A 14208-nucleotide genomic window follows, 5' to 3' on the forward strand; every position below is an offset into this window, starting at 1 on the left:
GCTCCCGGCTCGAAGGGGCGATGGTCATGGCGAGCAGTGGGTGGACGCGTCGCGAGTTCCTCAAGGGATCCGGTGTCGCCGCAGGTGCACTGGTTCTCGGCGGATGCACCCGGACCGGCGGCGGCGCGGGAGGTGACCCGCTCGAAGAGGCCCGCCGGTCGGGCACCGTGCAGGTCGGCATCGCCGGGGAAGCGCCGTACGGTTTCACCGACCAGACCGGCCGGGTCACCGGTGAAGCGCCCGAGGTCGCCCGCGCCGTGTTCGGCAACCTGGGCGTCGGCACCGTGCAGGCTTCGCAGGTCGACTTCAACCAGCTGATCCCGGCGCTGAACGCGAACAAGTTCAGCGTGGTCGCCGCGGGCATGTTCATCACTCCCGAGCGCTGCAAGAACGCGGCGTTCTCCATCCCGGACTACGTCGCGCCCACGGCGTTCCTGGTTCCTCGCGGAAACCCGGAAGGCATCGCCACTTTCGAGGACGTCGTGCGCAAGAAGCTCACCCTCGCTGTCCTCAGCGGTGCCGTGGAGAAGGACTACGCCCAGCGCCTGGGCGTGCCGGACTCGCAGGTGCAGCCCTTCGACTCCCAGAACGCGCTGTTGCAGGCCGTGGTCAACCAGCGCGTCCAGTGCGCTGCGCTGACCAACATCTCGCTCAACGACCTGGTGCAGAAGAACCCCGGTGCCCAGGTCGAGTTCACCAGGGGCTTCACCCCGGTGATCGGCGGGAAACCGGAGGTGCAGGCGGGTGCGTTCGTGTTCCGCCCGGCCGACACCGGGCTGCGCGACGCGTTCAACGCCGAGCTGAAGAAGCTCCAGGACAGCGGCGAGTGGGTGCGCATCGCGAGCCCGTTCGGGTTCACCCGGGAGAACCTGCCGCCGCCCGGGGTCACCACGGAGGCGTTGTGTGCCGGTAGCTGACCGGGAGGTGGCATGTTCGAGAACTTCTCGCACTTCCTCCGGGTGCTGGCGCAGGGCGTACCGGCGACGTTGGTCGCGACGCTGGGCGGCACAGCCCTGTGCATCGCGCTGTCGTTGATCGCCGGGCTCGGGATGGTCTCGCCCCGGCGGTGGGTTCGGGTCATCGCGCGCAGCTACGTCGAGGTCTGGCGCGGCACCTCGGAAGTGGTGCAGCTGTTCTGGATCTTCTTCGCCTTGCCGCTGCTGGTCGGCTTGGAGCTGCTGCCGATGTGGGCGGGGGTTCTGGTGCTGGGCCTCAACCACGGCGCTTACGGCGGTGAGATCGTGCGGGGCGCTGTGCAGGCGGTGCCGCGGGAGCAGCACGAATGCGCGGTCGCGTTGAGCTTCACCCGGTCGCAGCGGATGTGGCGGGTGATCCTGCCGCAAGCGGTGGTGGAGATGATCCCGCCGTTCACCAACCTGTTCATCCAGCTGTTGAAGAGCAGCGCCCTGCTGTCGCTGATCTTCGTGCACGACATCACCTATCAGGGCCGCGATGTCCTGGAACCCAACTTCACCGGCCAGACCGCGCTGATCTACGCGCTGATGCTGGCGCTGTACCTCGTGCTGGCGGTGCTGATCACGACGGTCATGCGAGTTCTCGAACGGCGGGCGGCGGCAGGCGTGGGGCGCCGGGTCGCGGGGCGATCTAGATGATCTGGGACTGGGAGTTCACCAGCCGGGTCGTCCCGGACGTCCTGCGCGGTCTGCTGGTGACCTTCGAGGCCACCGTGCTCGGTTCGGTCGTGGCGTTCGCGCTGGGCCTGCTGCTCGCCCTGCTGCGGCGGTCGCGGATCCGGGCGGTCAGCCGCGCGACCTGGCTGTTCATCGAGTTCGTGCGCAGCACCCCGCTGCTGGTGCAGCTGTACTTCCTGTTCAACGTGCTGCCGGGCGTCGGCCTGCGGTTCTCGTCGCTGACCACCGGTGTGATCGGGCTCGGCGTGCACTACGCCTGCTACGCGGCCGAGGTCTACCGCGCGGGGATCGACGGGGTGCCGCGCGGGCAGTGGGACGCGGCGACGGCGCTGAGCCTGCCGGCCTACCGCGTGTGGACGAGCGTGGTGCTCCCGCAGGCGATCCCGCGCGTGCTCCCAGCACTGGGCAACTGCACGATCTCGATGTTCAAGGAAACGCCGCTGCTGCTGGCGATCGGCGTGCTCGATCTGGTGGGTGCGGCGCAGGAAGCGGGATCCGACGCCTACCGCTACGTCGAGCCGCTGACCCTGGCCGGTGTCTGCTTCCTGCTGTTGAGCTACCCGGCGTCGCTGCTGGTGCGGAGGTTGGAACGCCGTGTCGGGAGCTGAGGAGATGATCCGCTTCGACCGGGTGGTCAAGCGGTTCGGCGACAGCGTGGTGCTCGACGAGCTCGACTTCGCCGTTCGGCCCGGGGAGCGCGTGACGCTGATCGGGCCGAGCGGATCGGGCAAGACGACGATCCTGCGGCTGCTGATGACCCTGGAGCGGGTCGACGGCGGCACCATCCACGTCGGTGACGAATGCCTGACGCACGTGCGCCGGGGCGAACGCCTGGTGCCTGCCGACGAGAAGCACCTGCGCGAGGTGCGCAAGCGCATCGGCATGGTGTTCCAGCAGTTCAACCTCTTCCCGAACATGCGGGTGCTGCGCAACGTCACCGAAGCGCCGGTGCGCGTGCTGGGCCTGCCGGTGGCGGAAGCGCAGCAGCGGGCGCGAGACCTGCTGGAGGTGGTGGGCCTGGCGGACAAGCTGGACGCCTACCCGACGCAGCTGTCCGGCGGCCAGCAGCAGCGGGTGGCGATCGCCCGCGCGCTGGCGATGCAGCCGGACGTGCTGCTGCTGGACGAGATCACTTCGGCGCTGGACCCGGAGTTGGCCGCCGAGGTCCTCGACGTGCTGCGCGATGTGGCGCGGACCAGCGACATCACGATGCTGTGCGTGACGCACGCGATGAAGTTCGCCCGCGACGTCTCGCACCGGGTGCTGATGTTCGATCAGGGGCGGGTCCTGGAGGACAAGTCACCGCGGGAGCTGTTCGAGCGCCCGGAGCACGAGCGGACCCGCCGGTTCCTGCGGTCGGTGCTGGAGGAGGCCTGACCGTGGCCGCTCACAACGGGTTCCGGCGCTCGTGCAGGAGCAGGAGGGCGTAGGCGGCGATCGACTGGGCGTCGGTGATCTCGTCGGCGGCGACCATCTTCTCGAACTCCGCGCGCGCGAACCAGGCGGCGCGCATGTCCTGCTCCTCGTGCTCCCGCTCGTGCGCGCCGGAGGTCAGGCCGGTCGCCAGGAACACGCGCCCGCGCTGGCTGGACATGCCCGGTGCGACGTCCAGGGTGCCCAGGTCGACGAGGTTCGCCGCCCGCAGGCCCGTTTCCTCGCGCAGTTCGCGGGCGGCGAGTTCGATGGGGTCGACGTCGAGCCGACCCGGCGCGGTGCCCTGCGGGAACTCCCAGCGGCGCAGGCCCAGCGGGTAGCGGTACTGCTCGACCAGGTGTAGTCGGTCCCCGTCGAGCGGGATCACCAGCGCGAAGTCGGGTTTGTCGACCACCCCGTAGATCCCCTCGGACCCGTCGGCCCGGCGCACCCCGTCCTCGCGCACCGACATCCACGGATTGCCGTACACCTCGCGGCTGCTCATCTGCTCCATGTGGTCATGGTGCCGGAACGCGGGCGCGCGAGGTCGACGCGCTCGCTCAGCTCGCGAGCGCGTCCACCGGGCCGCGCGGTCTCGGCAGCCACTGCTCGATGAGCGCGCGGTGCTCGACCGGTCTTGCACGACCACCTGGTCGCGGTGTTCGCGCCAGATCCACCGCTGGTGGCGGGATGAAGGCGGGCAGCCCGTCCCGCACGGTGATCTCCCACCGCTGGCTGTGCACCGTGCGGTGGTGGTGGCCGCACAGCATGACCATGTTGGACAGCTCGGTCGACCCGCCGTCCACCCAGGACACGATGTGGTGCGCGTCGGGCGTGCCTGGAGGCCGGTCGCACCCGGGGAAGGCGCACACGCCGTCCCGCTGCAGCAGCGCTGCGCGGATGTGGACGGGCGCGGTGCGCTTGGTGCGGCCCACGTCGAGGGGGAGCCCGTCGCCGTCGAGGACCATCGGCAGCACCTCGCAGTCGCAGGCGATCCGGCGGACGTTCTCGGCGGTGATCGGCTGGTCGGTGGCGTCCAGGGAGCCGGGCATGCCCTTTCCACCGGTGCGGTCGAGGCCTCGTTTGAGGTCGTCGAAGTCGATGGTGATCGCGAGGTGCGGACGCTGGCCGCCGGCTCGCGGCATCGCATCGGAATCCGCGGCCAGGTCCAGGAGCGCGGCGAACGCATCCGCGTTGCGCTGGCCGGCGGTGCGGATGTCCTTCTCGCGGCCGGCTTCCGGGCGGGACGCGTCAGCGATCTCGGATCGGGGAGCGGCCAGCGGTTCCACGAGGGCGGCGAACTTCGCGCCGGTCTCGCGGCCGAGGCGGGCCTTGATCACCATCATCCCGTCGCGCGCCGTGGCGTAGTGCAGCTCCCGCGCCTCGTGCTGGGCCGCTTCGTCCCGGTGCGCCCCGTCCTGGTCCAGCAGGTAGCGGAGGCGTTCGGCGATGATCGCCAGCTCGCGCGGCGACATCTGCCGGGCCCACCCGGCCAGCATCGAATCGATCTCCGCCAGCATGGCGCACCGCGCGTGCACCGGGAGCTTCTTGATCGCGGAGACGATCACGTTCGCGTGTTCCAGGCCGATCGCTCCCTCGGCCATGGCGGCCGCCGTCGCGGGCAGGTCGGCGGTGATCGGTTCGCCGTGCGACGTCGTGCGGGCCTCCACCTCGCGCGCCACGGTGACGCGTGCCTTGGCGTCGCGGTAGTCGATGTTGAGCAGTCCGTGCAGCCAGGCGGGCATCGACCGCGCTCCGTGCTGCCCGAACAGGCCGCGGTGCTCGGCTTCGGCGATCAGCTGGAGCTGCTCGAACGCGGTAGCCCGCATGGACTCCTCGAGGTGCTCGATCCGGGCGACCACTTCGGCATCGGTCCACGACACCGCCGCCGACCGGGTGCCAGAGCTGGCTCCCTCGGCTGCATCGCGCACGTCGATCAGTGGTGTCATGCACCCATGATCTCGAATCGAACACCCGTTCGCACGCTCTTTATGGTCGCCTGATCAGGTGAAAGGGCGAAGTGGAACGTGAAAAACGTTGCAAGCCAAGGCTGATCCCGTCATCGGAGGTCGGGCGCCAGGGCGCGCGAGGATGGGAGCCTTCCTGTCACCTCCGGCACGCGGGCGTGACAGGAAGGTTCCCATCCTCTCAACCGGCCGCGGGCCCGCTGCCGTTCAGCTTGGACTTGCGGCGGCCGTAGCCGAAGTACACCGCCAGCCCGATCGCGGTCCAGATCGCGAAGGTCACCCAGGTGACGGTGTCCAGGCCGAAGATCAGGTACGCGCACAGCGCGAGACCCAGCAGCGGGATCCACGGCATCAGCGGCGTCCGGAAGCTGCGCGGGAGCTCCGGGCGGGTCCGGCGCAGGACCAGGACACCGATGTTGACCAGGCCGAACGCGACCAGGGTGCCGATGCTGGTCGCCTCGGCGAGCTGGTTGAGCGGCACGACCGCGGCCAGCAGCGCCACCACGACACCGACGACGACGGTGTTGCGCGCGGGCACCGCGCGCTGGTTGACCTTCGACAGCATGCCCGGCATCAGGCCGTCGCGGGACATCGAGACCAGGATGCGGGTCTGGCCGTACAGGACGGTCAGCACCACCGAGGCGATGGCGATCACCGCGCCGAAGGCGAGCACCACCGACGCCCAGCCCTGGCCGGTCACGATGCGCAGCGCGGTGGCCAGCGAGGCGTTGGAGCCGGAGAGCACGTCGACGCCGACGGCGCCCACCGCGGCGAAGGCGACCAGCACGTAGATCGCGGTGACGATGGCCAGCGACAGGATGATCGCGCGGGGCAGGTCCCGCTTCGGGTTGCGGGCCTCCTCGCCCGCGGTGGAGGCCGCGTCGAAGCCGATGAAGGAGAAGAAGACGGCCGACGCGCCCACTGAGATCCCGGCGAACCCGTAGGGGGCGAAGGGCGTCATGTTGTCCGAGTTGAACGCGGTGATCGCCACGGCGACGAAGAACACCAGCACCGCGATCTTGAGCAGCGTGGTGATGGTGGTGACCCGCGCGCTCTCCCGCACGCCCCGCAGCAGCACGGACATCGCGAGCAGCACGATCAGCGCGGCGGGGACGTTGACCACGCCGCCCTCGCCGGGCGGCGCGGAGAGGATGTCCGGGATGGTGACCCCGATGGTGCCCTGCAGGAACTCGTTCAGGTAGCCGCCCCAGCCGACCGCGACCGCCGCGACCGACACGCCGTACTCCAGCAGCAGGCACCAGCCGCAGATCCAGGCGACCAGCTCGCCGAGCGTGGCGTAGGTGTAGGAGTAGGCCGAGCCGGACACCGGGACGCTGCCCGCGAGTTCGGCGTAGGACAGGGCGGAGCACAGCGCCGCCAGTCCGGCCAGCACGAAGGACACGACCACTGCGGGGCCGGCGGCCGGAGCGGCTTCGGCCAGCACCACGAAGATCCCGGTCCCGAGCGTCGCGCCGACCGAGAGCGCCACCAGTGGGACCAGACCGAGGGTGCGGCGCAGCTGGGTGTGCGAGCCGTCGTCGGCGAGTTGCTCAGCGGGTTTGACGCGCAGCAGGGTTCGGGCGAATGACACGAGGCGTAACGGTATCTCGCCCAGCGGGAACATCGAGGTCCGACCTCGCCCTACCGGCGGGTTGCCCCGGGGGTGCTCGACTGCTGGATCGACGCCCGTACGCTGTGCCGGGTGCGACTCGTCATTGCCCGCTGCCAGGTGGACTACGTCGGCCGACTCACCGCGCATCTGCCCATGGCGCAGCGCCTGCTGCTGGTGAAGGCCGATGGTTCGGTGTCGGTGCACTCCGACGACCGGGCCTACAAGCCGTTGAACTGGATGAGCCCGCCCTGCTGGCTGATCGAGGATCCCGGCGTGTGGACGGTGCAGAACAAGGCCGGCGAGAAGCTGGTGATCACCCTCGACGAGATCATGCACGACTCCAAGCACGAGCTGGGCGTCGAGCCAGGGCTGGTCAAGGACGGCGTCGAAGCGCACCTGCAGGAGCTGCTAGCCGAGCACGTGACGACGCTGGGCGAGGGGTGGTCGCTGGTCCGCCGCGAGTTCCCGACCGCGATCGGCCCGGTGGACCTGATGTGCCGCAACTCCGACGGCGCGAGCGTGGCGGTGGAGATCAAGCGGCGCGGTGAGATCGACGGCGTCGAGCAGCTGACCCGCTACCTGGAGCTGCTCAACCGGGATCCGCTGCTGGCCCCGGTCACCGGCGTGTTCGCGGCGCAGCAGATCAAGCCGCAGGCCCGCACCCTGGCCGAGGACCGCGGCATCCGCTGCGTCGTCCTGGACTACGACAAGCTGCGCGGCATCGAGCCGGACGAGTACCGGCTGTTCTGACTGTCCCCGCCTCTCCGCGATTCACAGTGGTGGTCGCGTTCGGGATCGACTCGCGTTTCGCGGCTTCTTGTGGCTGGGTTGCGTCACGGTCCCCTGAGGTGCGGTTGAGCAGGACTCCGTTGACACGAGGGTCATGCCCGTCCTGCCAGGAGCCGGGTGTTGTTCCTGGTGAGCGGGAACCTCCCGGTCGTCGGTGACAGGGAGGTTCCCGTGCTCGCATCAGGCCGTCTTGGTCGCGTTGCCGTCGACGAGGTGGTCGGCGCCCGCGGTGCTCGCCGCGTGCGGTGAGGCGAGGAAGGCCACCAGCGCCGCGACTTCGGCCGGGTCGACCAGGCGCCCGGTGGTCATGCCCGCTTCCGCCGGGAGCCGGGCGAGCAGTTCTTCCAGCGGGATGCCGAGGGACTGCGCCAGCTTCGCGCCGTGCCCGTCGGGGCTCTCCCAGAGCGCGGTGCGGGTCGGGCCGGGGGAGATGGTGTTGACCCGGACGCCGCGCGGTCCGACTTCGGTGGCCAGTGCCTTGCCGAAGGCGGTCAGCGCTGCTTTCGCCGTGGTGTAGGGCATCGGTCCGGCGTGCGGTTGGCGGGCTCCGTTCGACGAGATGTTGATGATGGCGCCTTCGCGGCTCAGCAGGCTCGGCAGCGCCGCGCGGGTGGTGCGGACGGCGCTGAAGAAGTTCAGCTCGAAGGTCTGCTGCCACTGCTCGTCGGTGAGGTCGGTGAATCCGGCGAGCAGGTCGCCGTCGCCGCCGCCGACGTTGTTGACGAGCAGGTCGAGCGGTCCCGCTTCGGCGATCGCCCGGTCGACCAGGCGCTGCGGGGCGTCGGGGCCGGAGAGGTCGGCGGGGATCCCGATGGCGCCCGTCGCCGCCAGTTCCGGCGAGATGGTGCGCGCCGTCGCGATCACGCGCATGCCTTCTGCGGTGAGCGCGGAGGTGGTGGCCAGGCCGATTCCGCGGCTGGCGCCGGTCACGAGGGCGGTCTTGCCGGAAAGTCGCAGGTCCACGCCTGCCTCCTTTATTGCGTCTGTGGTGACGCAGTAGACGATATAGACGCAACATCAATGTTGCAACTAAGGGGCGAGCTGGGACGCTGCTGTAGTGTCCGTCCGGTGACGCGAGCGATGCGGGCGGACTCGGAGCGGACGGTCCAGGTGATCCTGGAGGCCGCCGAACGCGTGATGCGTGCGGACCCGGCCGCCTCCATGGGGCAGATCGCCGAGGCCGCGGGCGTCGCGCGCACCACGGTGCACCGCCGGTTCGCCAGCCGGGAGGCGCTGGTGGAGGCGATGGCCGTCTGGGCCGCCGAGCAGTTCCGCGATGCGGTCGCGGCGGCGCGTCCCGACAGCGCTCCGCCGCTGGTCGCGCTGCACCAGGTCACCGTCAACGTGCTGCGGGTGAAGGCCGACTGGGGGTTCGCGATGAGCCGGACCGCCGTCGGCGAGGGCGAGTGCATCCACGAAGAGGTGCGGCAGGCGTGCGTGCGGCTCTTCCAGCGCGCCAAGGACTCCGGAGCGCTGCGCGCCGACGTCGACGGGGAGTGGGCGCGGCGGGTCTACTACGCGCTGATCCACGAGGCGGTCGAGATCGGGCAGGGCGGTGACGACGTCGACGAGCTGGCCGCGCGCGTGGTCGACACCCTGCTGACGGGCGTCGGCGCCTAGGGATCAGGTGCGGTCGGGTCCGTTGTGGGCCCGGCAGGTGTTCAGGTGGAACGCCGACCACGGGACGATCAGGTCGGTCAGGTGCCGCAGGAATCCGCCCGGCCGCCCGGGCGCGGAGCCGGTCTCCTCGGTGGTGTCGATCGGATCCTCGGCGAGACTGGCGGCGATCGCCAGATCGATTCGGGCGTTCACAGCTCCTCCCCCTCGGCCGCTGCGCGTGTGCCAATCGCGACGGTACCGGTCACGATCCGTTGTCCGTGCGTCGCGCTCCGCGATATCACTCGCATGGCCGCGCTGCGCGGCGCGGATGATCGATTCAGTTGCGGGATCCAACGAATTGATATCGGTCCGGTGTGAGCTGGGGCACTGTGCGGTACTGTCCGGCTTCGGTTGCCCGGTGGTGGTTGTCGTTGGAATTTGTTGGGTCTGGAGGTGGGGTGGCGGTGCTGCTAGCCCAGGGTCGGCTGTTGGACGCGAATGCCGTTGATTATGTGTTGTTGGCGTTGTACTTCGTGTTTGTGCTGGGTATTGGTTATGTGGCGCGGCGTGCGGTGTCGACGAGTCTGGATTTTTTCTTGTCGGGTCGGGCGTTGCCTGCGTGGGTGACGGGGTTGGCGTTCATCTCGGCTAATCTGGGTGCGATCGAGATCATTGGTATGTCGGCCAATGGTGCGCAGTACGGTATGCCGACGATGCATTATTTCTGGGTTGGTGCGGTGCCTGCCATGCTGTTTTTGGGTGTGGTGATGATGCCGTTCTACTACGGGTCGAAGGTTCGTAGTGTTCCGGAGTTCATGTTGCGGCGGTTCGGTCGTGCGGCGCATTTGGTGAATGGTGTGTCGTTCGCGGTGGCGCAGGTGTTGATCGCGGGGGTGAACCTGTTCTTGCTGGCCAGCATCGTGAATGCGTTGCTGGGGTGGCCGTTGTGGGTGTCGGTGTTGTGCGCGGCGGCGATCGTGTTGTCCTACACGGCGTTGGGCGGGTTGTCGGCGGCGATCTACAACGAGGTGTTGCAGTTCTTCGTGATCGTGGCGGCGATGTTGCCGTTGACGATCGTGGGGTTGGTGAAGGTCGGTGGGGTTCAGGGGTTGGTGGACAAGATCTCGGCGGGGCCGGGTGGTGCGGAGCAGCTGTCGGCGTGGCCGGGTACGGAGTTGACGGGGTTCGCCGATCCGGTGTGGAGCGTGGTGGGGTTGGTGTTCGGGCTGGGGTTCGTGCTGTCGTTCGGGTATTGGACGACGAATTTCGTCGAGGTGCAGCGGGCGATGGCTTCGAAGAGCATGTCGGCGGCGCAGCGGACGCCGATCATCGGGGCGTTTCCGAAGATGTTCATCCCGTTCATCGTGATCATTCCGGGGATGATCGCGGCGGTGGTGATTCCGGAGCTGGGCGCGTACAAGCAGGCGGGTGCGCCGGAGGGTGCGGGGGTCAGCTACAACGATGCGATCTTGTTGTTGATGCGGGATCTGCTGCCGAACGGGATTCTGGGGATCGCCCTGGCGGGGTTGCTGGCGTCGTTCATGGCGGGGATGGCGGCGAACCTGTCGTCGTTCAACACGGTGTTCACCTACGACATCTGGCAGTCCTACGTGGTGCGGGACCGGGATGACCGGTATTACCTGAACATGGGGCGGTGGGTGACCGTCGGGGCGACGGTGGCGGCGGTCGGGACGGCGTTCATCGCGTCGGGTTATGCGAACCTGATGGATTATCTGCAGCAGTTGTTCTCGTTCTTCAACGCGCCGTTGTTCGCGACGTTCATCCTGGGGATGTTCTGGAAGCGGATGACTCCGCACGCCGGGTGGGCGGGTCTGGTTGTGGGCACGGTGTCGGCGGTGGTGGTGTTCGCGATGGCCGAGACCGGGGTGCTGGACCTGCCGGGTCAGGGCGCGAGTTTCGTGGGCGCGGGTGTGGCGTTCGTGGTCGACATCGTCGTGAGCGTGGTGGTCAGCCTGGTGACGCGGCCGAAGCCGGAGGCCGAGCTGGCGGGTCTGGTGTATTCGCTGACGCCGCGGTCGGCGCGGCAGGCGGCCACCAGCGGTGAGGACGCCGGCTGGTACCGGCGGCCCGGACTGCTGGCCGGTATCGCCCTGGTCCTGGTCATCGCCCTCAACATCATCTTCGCCTGACCGAGGAGGTCTTCCCATGCCAGGTCGCGGTTCCGGCCACACCGCGGGTGCCTTCGACATCCGCTCCGTCATCGCGCTGCTGTTCGCCATCTACGGCGCCGTGCTCGTCGTCGTCGGCGTCGTGCAGCCGCACGCCGAGATCGAGAAGTCGGCGGGCGTCAACATCAACCTGTGGGCGGGCGTCGGGATGCTCGTCTTCGCCGCGGCGTTCGTCGCCTGGGCCCGGCTGCGCCCCATCGCGGTGCCCGACGAACCCGCCGAAACCGGCGAGCAGTGATCGCACGGCCGGTGCCGGCGTCCGCGCGCTGGGAAGCGGGCGCCGGCACCGCCGCGGCCGAACAGCCGGTTCCCGTCCCGGGGGCGCGGACCGATCGCTAGTGTGATCGGCGTGTTCCGACGCGTTCCCCTGATCGCCGCGCTGCTCAGCGCCTTCGCCGTGGCCGGTTGCGCTTCGCCCGGGGTCGAGCCGACCGTTTCCGAGCGGCGGACCGTCGATCTGCCCGACATGAACGTGGACAAGCCGGGGCTGCTCGACCCGGCCTTCGCGCCCGAGCGGCTGCGCGGGGTGGACGTGTGCGAGACGCTGCGCGCCACCGGCCTGGAGCAGTACGGCACGCCCGCCGCCTTCCGGCAGGAGGGTTTCGGGACCTGCGCCAATTACATGAAGAACCACGACGGCGAGGAATTCACCGTCACCCTCTACTTCGACGACGGCGTGACGGACCCGAGCAGCCATCGCATCGGCGGGCTGCCCGCCACGGTCAGCGACAACGGCTCCGGGTCCTGCTTCGTGAGCGCGGCCTACGCCGGTGCCGACACGCGCCTGTTCGAAGAACCCCGCGGCCTGACCATCCAGCTCGCCACCGAGCAGAGCGACGTCTGCTCGCCCGCGGTGCAGATGCTGACCGACGCCGTCGAGGTGGTGCGCACCAAACCACCGGTGAACCCGCGGGCCTCGGGCGGGCTGGGCGGTTTCGACCCCTGCCAGCTCGCCGACCCGGCAGTGCTGCGCGACGCGATGGCGGGCGGCACCCCGGACGCCAGCGGCGGCCGCGGGCTCTACGAGTGCGTGTGGTCGGCGGAGAACAGCGTCGTGGCGAAGGTGAGCCTGCAGTTCGGCACCATGGAGAGCACCGAGGTGCCGCCGAACGTGCCGCCGCCCCCGCCGGTCGACCTGGGCGGGGCCCCGACCAGCGTGGTGGTCACCGCCGATCCGCCGGGCTGCGCGATCGAGTGGGAGCACCGCAAGGGCGACGGCGGCAGCGAGTTCGTGCACGTCGCGATCTCGAACATGAAGCGCATCCCGATGGATCCCTGCGTCAGCGCGGCGAACCTGGCGCGGCAGGTGCGGGCGAAGCTGCCCGCGGTGTGACGGTCCCGGCCGACCCCCTGGGTTCCGTAGGCTGCACGATGACAACGACCGACGTAAAGGTGGGAGGCCGGCCATGACCCAGACCGCCCGAGGCGACGTCGAGATCCAGTCCGCGGCCAGCGCGGAGTCCTCGACGTTCGAATCGATCGACCCTCGCACCGGAGAGGTCGTGGGGCAGCACCCGATCCACACCGCGGCGGAGGTCGACGATGCGGTGGCGGCAGCCCGCGCGGCTCAGCACGCCTGGGCCGAACTCGGGTTCTCCGGCCGGAAGCAGCAGCTCGACAAGTGGCGCAAGCTGCTGGCCAAGCGGGTGGACGAGCTGGCCGGGCTCATCTGCGCGGAGACCGGGAAGCCGCTCGACGACGCCAAGCTCGAACTGGTCCTGGTGATCGACCACCTGCACTGGGCGGCGGCCAACGCCGAGAAGGTGCTCAAGCGCCGCAAGGTCTCGTCGGGCTTCCTGATGTCCAACCACGCGGCCACCGTCGAATACCTGCCGTTCGGCGTGATCGGCGTGATCGGCCCGTGGAACTACCCGGCGTTCACGCCGATGGGCTCCATCGCCTACTCGCTGGCCGCGGGCAACGCGGTGGTGTTCAAACCCAGCGAGCTCACCCCCGGTGTCGGTCAGTGGCTGGCCGACAGCTTCGCCGAGGCGGTGCCGGAGCACCCGGTGTTCCGGCTGGTGACGGGCTTCGGCGAGACCGGGGCGGCGCTGTGCCGGTCCGGGGTGAACAAGGTGGCCTTCACCGGCTCCACCGCCACCGGCAAGCGGGTGATGGCCTCCTGCGCCGAGAACCTGGTGCCGGTGCTGGTCGAGTGCGGCGGCAAGGACGCCCTGATCGTCGACGCCGACGCCGACCTGGCCGCGGCGGCCGACGCCGCCGTCTGGGGCGCGATGTCCAACGCCGGGCAGACCTGCATCGGCGTGGAGCGGGTGTACGTGGTGGACGCGGTCGCCGACCGCTTCGTGGAGATGATCACCGAGCGCGCCGGGAAGCTGCGGCCGGGCGGTGAGCCGAGCGCCAACTTCGGGCCCATCACGATGCCCTCGCAGGTGGACGTGATCCGCAGGCACATCGACGACGCGCTGGAGCGCGGCGGCCGCGCGCTGGTCGGCGGCGAGCACTCGGTGCGCCCGCCGTTCGTGGAGCCGGTGGTGCTCACCGACGTGCCGGAGGACTCCCTCGCGGTCACCGAGGAGACCTTCGGGCCGACCATCGTGGTGCGGCGGGTCCGGGATGTCGACGAGGCCGTGACCCGCACCAACGGCACCCGCTACGGGCTGGGCGCGACGGTGTTCTCCCGGGCCGGGGGCGCGGAGCTGGCGCGTCGGCTGCGCTCCGGCATGGTCGCGGTGAACTCGGTCGTCGCCTTCGCCGGGGTGCCCTCGCTGCCGTTCGGCGGTGTCGGCGATTCCGGGTTCGGCCGGATCCACGGCGCCGACGGGCTGCGCGAGTTCACCCGCCCGCAGTCGGTCACCCGCCTCCGGTACCGGAGCCCGCTGAACCCGATGAGCTTCGGCCGGTCGAAGGGCACCATCCGGCGCATGGTGCGGTTGGTCAAGTTGGTGCGCGGGCGCTGATCGACGCGCCGTTTCCGCTGGGCTTGCGCCGGGGGTGACAGGAAGGTTCCCTTGCTCTCGCACCCC

Annotated in this window: 15 protein-coding genes; 10 read left to right on the forward strand and 5 right to left on the reverse strand. The window is 69.7% G+C overall.

The window, feature by feature from the left end; translation table 11 throughout:
* The first annotated feature begins 26 nt into the window (after window positions 1-26).
* From ehuB to ehuA, 4 genes are read left to right on the forward strand one after another with little or no spacing between them, the layout of a single operon-like run.
* Window positions 27-917, forward strand: a complete 891-nt coding sequence (gene ehuB / locus OU416_RS04425; protein ID WP_270925525.1) for an ectoine/hydroxyectoine ABC transporter substrate-binding protein EhuB — start codon at window positions 27-29, stop codon at window positions 915-917.
* Between the two features lie 12 nt (window positions 918-929).
* Window positions 930-1613 (forward strand): ectoine/hydroxyectoine ABC transporter permease subunit EhuC, encoded by a 684-nt coding sequence (gene ehuC / locus OU416_RS04430; protein ID WP_270925526.1) that lies wholly within the window; start codon window positions 930-932, stop codon window positions 1611-1613.
* Window positions 1610-2260 (forward strand): ectoine/hydroxyectoine ABC transporter permease subunit EhuD, encoded by a 651-nt coding sequence (ehuD, locus tag OU416_RS04435; protein WP_270925527.1) that lies wholly within the window; start codon window positions 1610-1612, stop codon window positions 2258-2260. Before ehuC ends, ehuD begins: the two co-directional genes overlap by 4 nt.
* 4 nt (window positions 2261-2264) lie before the next feature.
* Complete coding sequence (gene ehuA, locus OU416_RS04440; RefSeq protein ID WP_270926067.1) at window positions 2265-3029, forward strand: ectoine/hydroxyectoine ABC transporter ATP-binding protein EhuA; 765 nt, start codon at window positions 2265-2267, stop codon at window positions 3027-3029.
* Window positions 3030-3039: 10 nt separating this feature from the next.
* Here the strand turns inward: ehuA and OU416_RS04445 are convergent, their stop codons facing one another.
* From OU416_RS04445 to OU416_RS04455, 3 genes are all read right to left on the reverse strand, one after another.
* Window positions 3040-3579: an NUDIX domain-containing protein gene (locus OU416_RS04445; protein ID WP_270925528.1), complete on the reverse strand. Its 540-nt coding sequence runs from the start codon at window positions 3577-3579 to the stop codon at window positions 3040-3042.
* Between the two features lie 46 nt (window positions 3580-3625).
* Window positions 3626-5014, reverse strand: a complete 1389-nt coding sequence (locus OU416_RS04450) for an HNH endonuclease signature motif containing protein (protein WP_270925529.1) — start codon at window positions 5012-5014, stop codon at window positions 3626-3628.
* Window positions 5015-5213: 199 nt separating this feature from the next.
* On the reverse strand, window positions 5214-6623 hold the full coding sequence (locus OU416_RS04455) for an amino acid permease (protein WP_270925530.1): 1410 nt from the start codon (window positions 6621-6623) through the stop codon (window positions 5214-5216).
* A 111-nt stretch (window positions 6624-6734) separates the two neighbouring features.
* On the opposite strand from OU416_RS04455, the gene nucS reads away from it, so the two are divergent.
* Window positions 6735-7394 carry an endonuclease NucS gene (nucS, locus tag OU416_RS04460; RefSeq protein WP_093160101.1) on the forward strand — a complete coding sequence of 220 codons (660 nt, stop codon included), beginning with the start codon at window positions 6735-6737 and terminating at the stop codon, window positions 7392-7394.
* A gap of 219 nt (window positions 7395-7613) precedes the next feature.
* Here the strand turns inward: nucS and OU416_RS04465 are convergent, their stop codons facing one another.
* Entirely contained in the window at window positions 7614-8396 is a 783-nt protein-coding gene (locus tag OU416_RS04465; protein ID WP_270925531.1) for an SDR family NAD(P)-dependent oxidoreductase, read from the reverse strand.
* Between the two features lie 105 nt (window positions 8397-8501).
* On the opposite strand from OU416_RS04465, the gene OU416_RS04470 reads away from it, so the two are divergent.
* Window positions 8502-9053: a TetR/AcrR family transcriptional regulator gene (locus tag OU416_RS04470; protein WP_333779618.1), complete on the forward strand. Its 552-nt coding sequence runs from the start codon at window positions 8502-8504 to the stop codon at window positions 9051-9053.
* 3 nt (window positions 9054-9056) lie between these two features.
* On the opposite strand, the gene OU416_RS04475 is transcribed toward OU416_RS04470, so the two are convergent.
* The gene (locus tag OU416_RS04475) at window positions 9057-9245 is read right to left on the reverse strand and encodes a hypothetical protein (protein WP_270925532.1); all 189 of its coding nucleotides are present in this window, start codon (window positions 9243-9245) and stop codon (window positions 9057-9059) included.
* Between the two features lie 254 nt (window positions 9246-9499).
* Here OU416_RS04475 and OU416_RS04480 point away from each other — a divergent pair, with 254 nt between their 5' ends.
* The 4 genes from OU416_RS04480 (at window position 9500) to OU416_RS04495 (ending at window position 14142) form a co-directional block, all read left to right on the forward strand.
* Entirely contained in the window at window positions 9500-11182 is a 1683-nt protein-coding gene (locus tag OU416_RS04480; protein WP_270926069.1) for a sodium:solute symporter family protein, read from the forward strand.
* A 16-nt stretch (window positions 11183-11198) separates the two neighbouring features.
* A complete protein-coding gene (locus OU416_RS04485) occupies window positions 11199-11459 on the forward strand; it encodes a hypothetical protein (RefSeq protein WP_270925533.1) in 261 nt (86 codons plus the stop codon).
* Window positions 11460-11570: 111 nt separating this feature from the next.
* Entirely contained in the window at window positions 11571-12554 is a 984-nt protein-coding gene (locus OU416_RS04490; RefSeq protein ID WP_270925534.1) for a hypothetical protein, read from the forward strand.
* 73 nt (window positions 12555-12627) lie between these two features.
* Window positions 12628-14142 (forward strand): aldehyde dehydrogenase family protein, encoded by a 1515-nt coding sequence (locus OU416_RS04495; protein ID WP_270925535.1) that lies wholly within the window; start codon window positions 12628-12630, stop codon window positions 14140-14142.
* The last annotated feature ends 66 nt before the right edge of the window (window positions 14143-14208 follow it).

The organism is Saccharopolyspora indica, assembly GCF_027853965.1.
GTDB lineage: Bacteria > Actinomycetota > Actinomycetes > Mycobacteriales > Pseudonocardiaceae > Saccharopolyspora > Saccharopolyspora indica.

Bases quoted from the DNA above. Each gene is read 5' to 3' on its own strand.
- ehuB (WP_270925525.1), top strand. From the start codon at position 27: ATGGCGAGCAGTGGGTGGACGCGTCGCGAGTTCCTCAAGGGATCCGGT.
- ehuC (WP_270925526.1), top strand. From the start codon at position 930: ATGTTCGAGAACTTCTCGCACTTCCTCCGGGTGCTGGCGCAGGGCGTA.
- ehuD (WP_270925527.1), top strand. From the start codon at position 1,610: ATGATCTGGGACTGGGAGTTCACCAGCCGGGTCGTCCCGGACGTCCTG.
- ehuA (WP_270926067.1), top strand. From the start codon at position 2,265: ATGATCCGCTTCGACCGGGTGGTCAAGCGGTTCGGCGACAGCGTGGTG.
- OU416_RS04445 (WP_270925528.1), bottom strand. From the start codon at position 3,579: ATGGAGCAGATGAGCAGCCGCGAGGTGTACGGCAATCCGTGGATGTCG.
- OU416_RS04450 (WP_270925529.1), bottom strand. From the start codon at position 5,014: ATGACACCACTGATCGACGTGCGCGATGCAGCCGAGGGAGCCAGCTCT.
- OU416_RS04485 (WP_270925533.1), top strand. From the start codon at position 11,199: ATGCCAGGTCGCGGTTCCGGCCACACCGCGGGTGCCTTCGACATCCGC.
- OU416_RS04495 (WP_270925535.1), top strand. From the start codon at position 12,628: ATGACCCAGACCGCCCGAGGCGACGTCGAGATCCAGTCCGCGGCCAGC.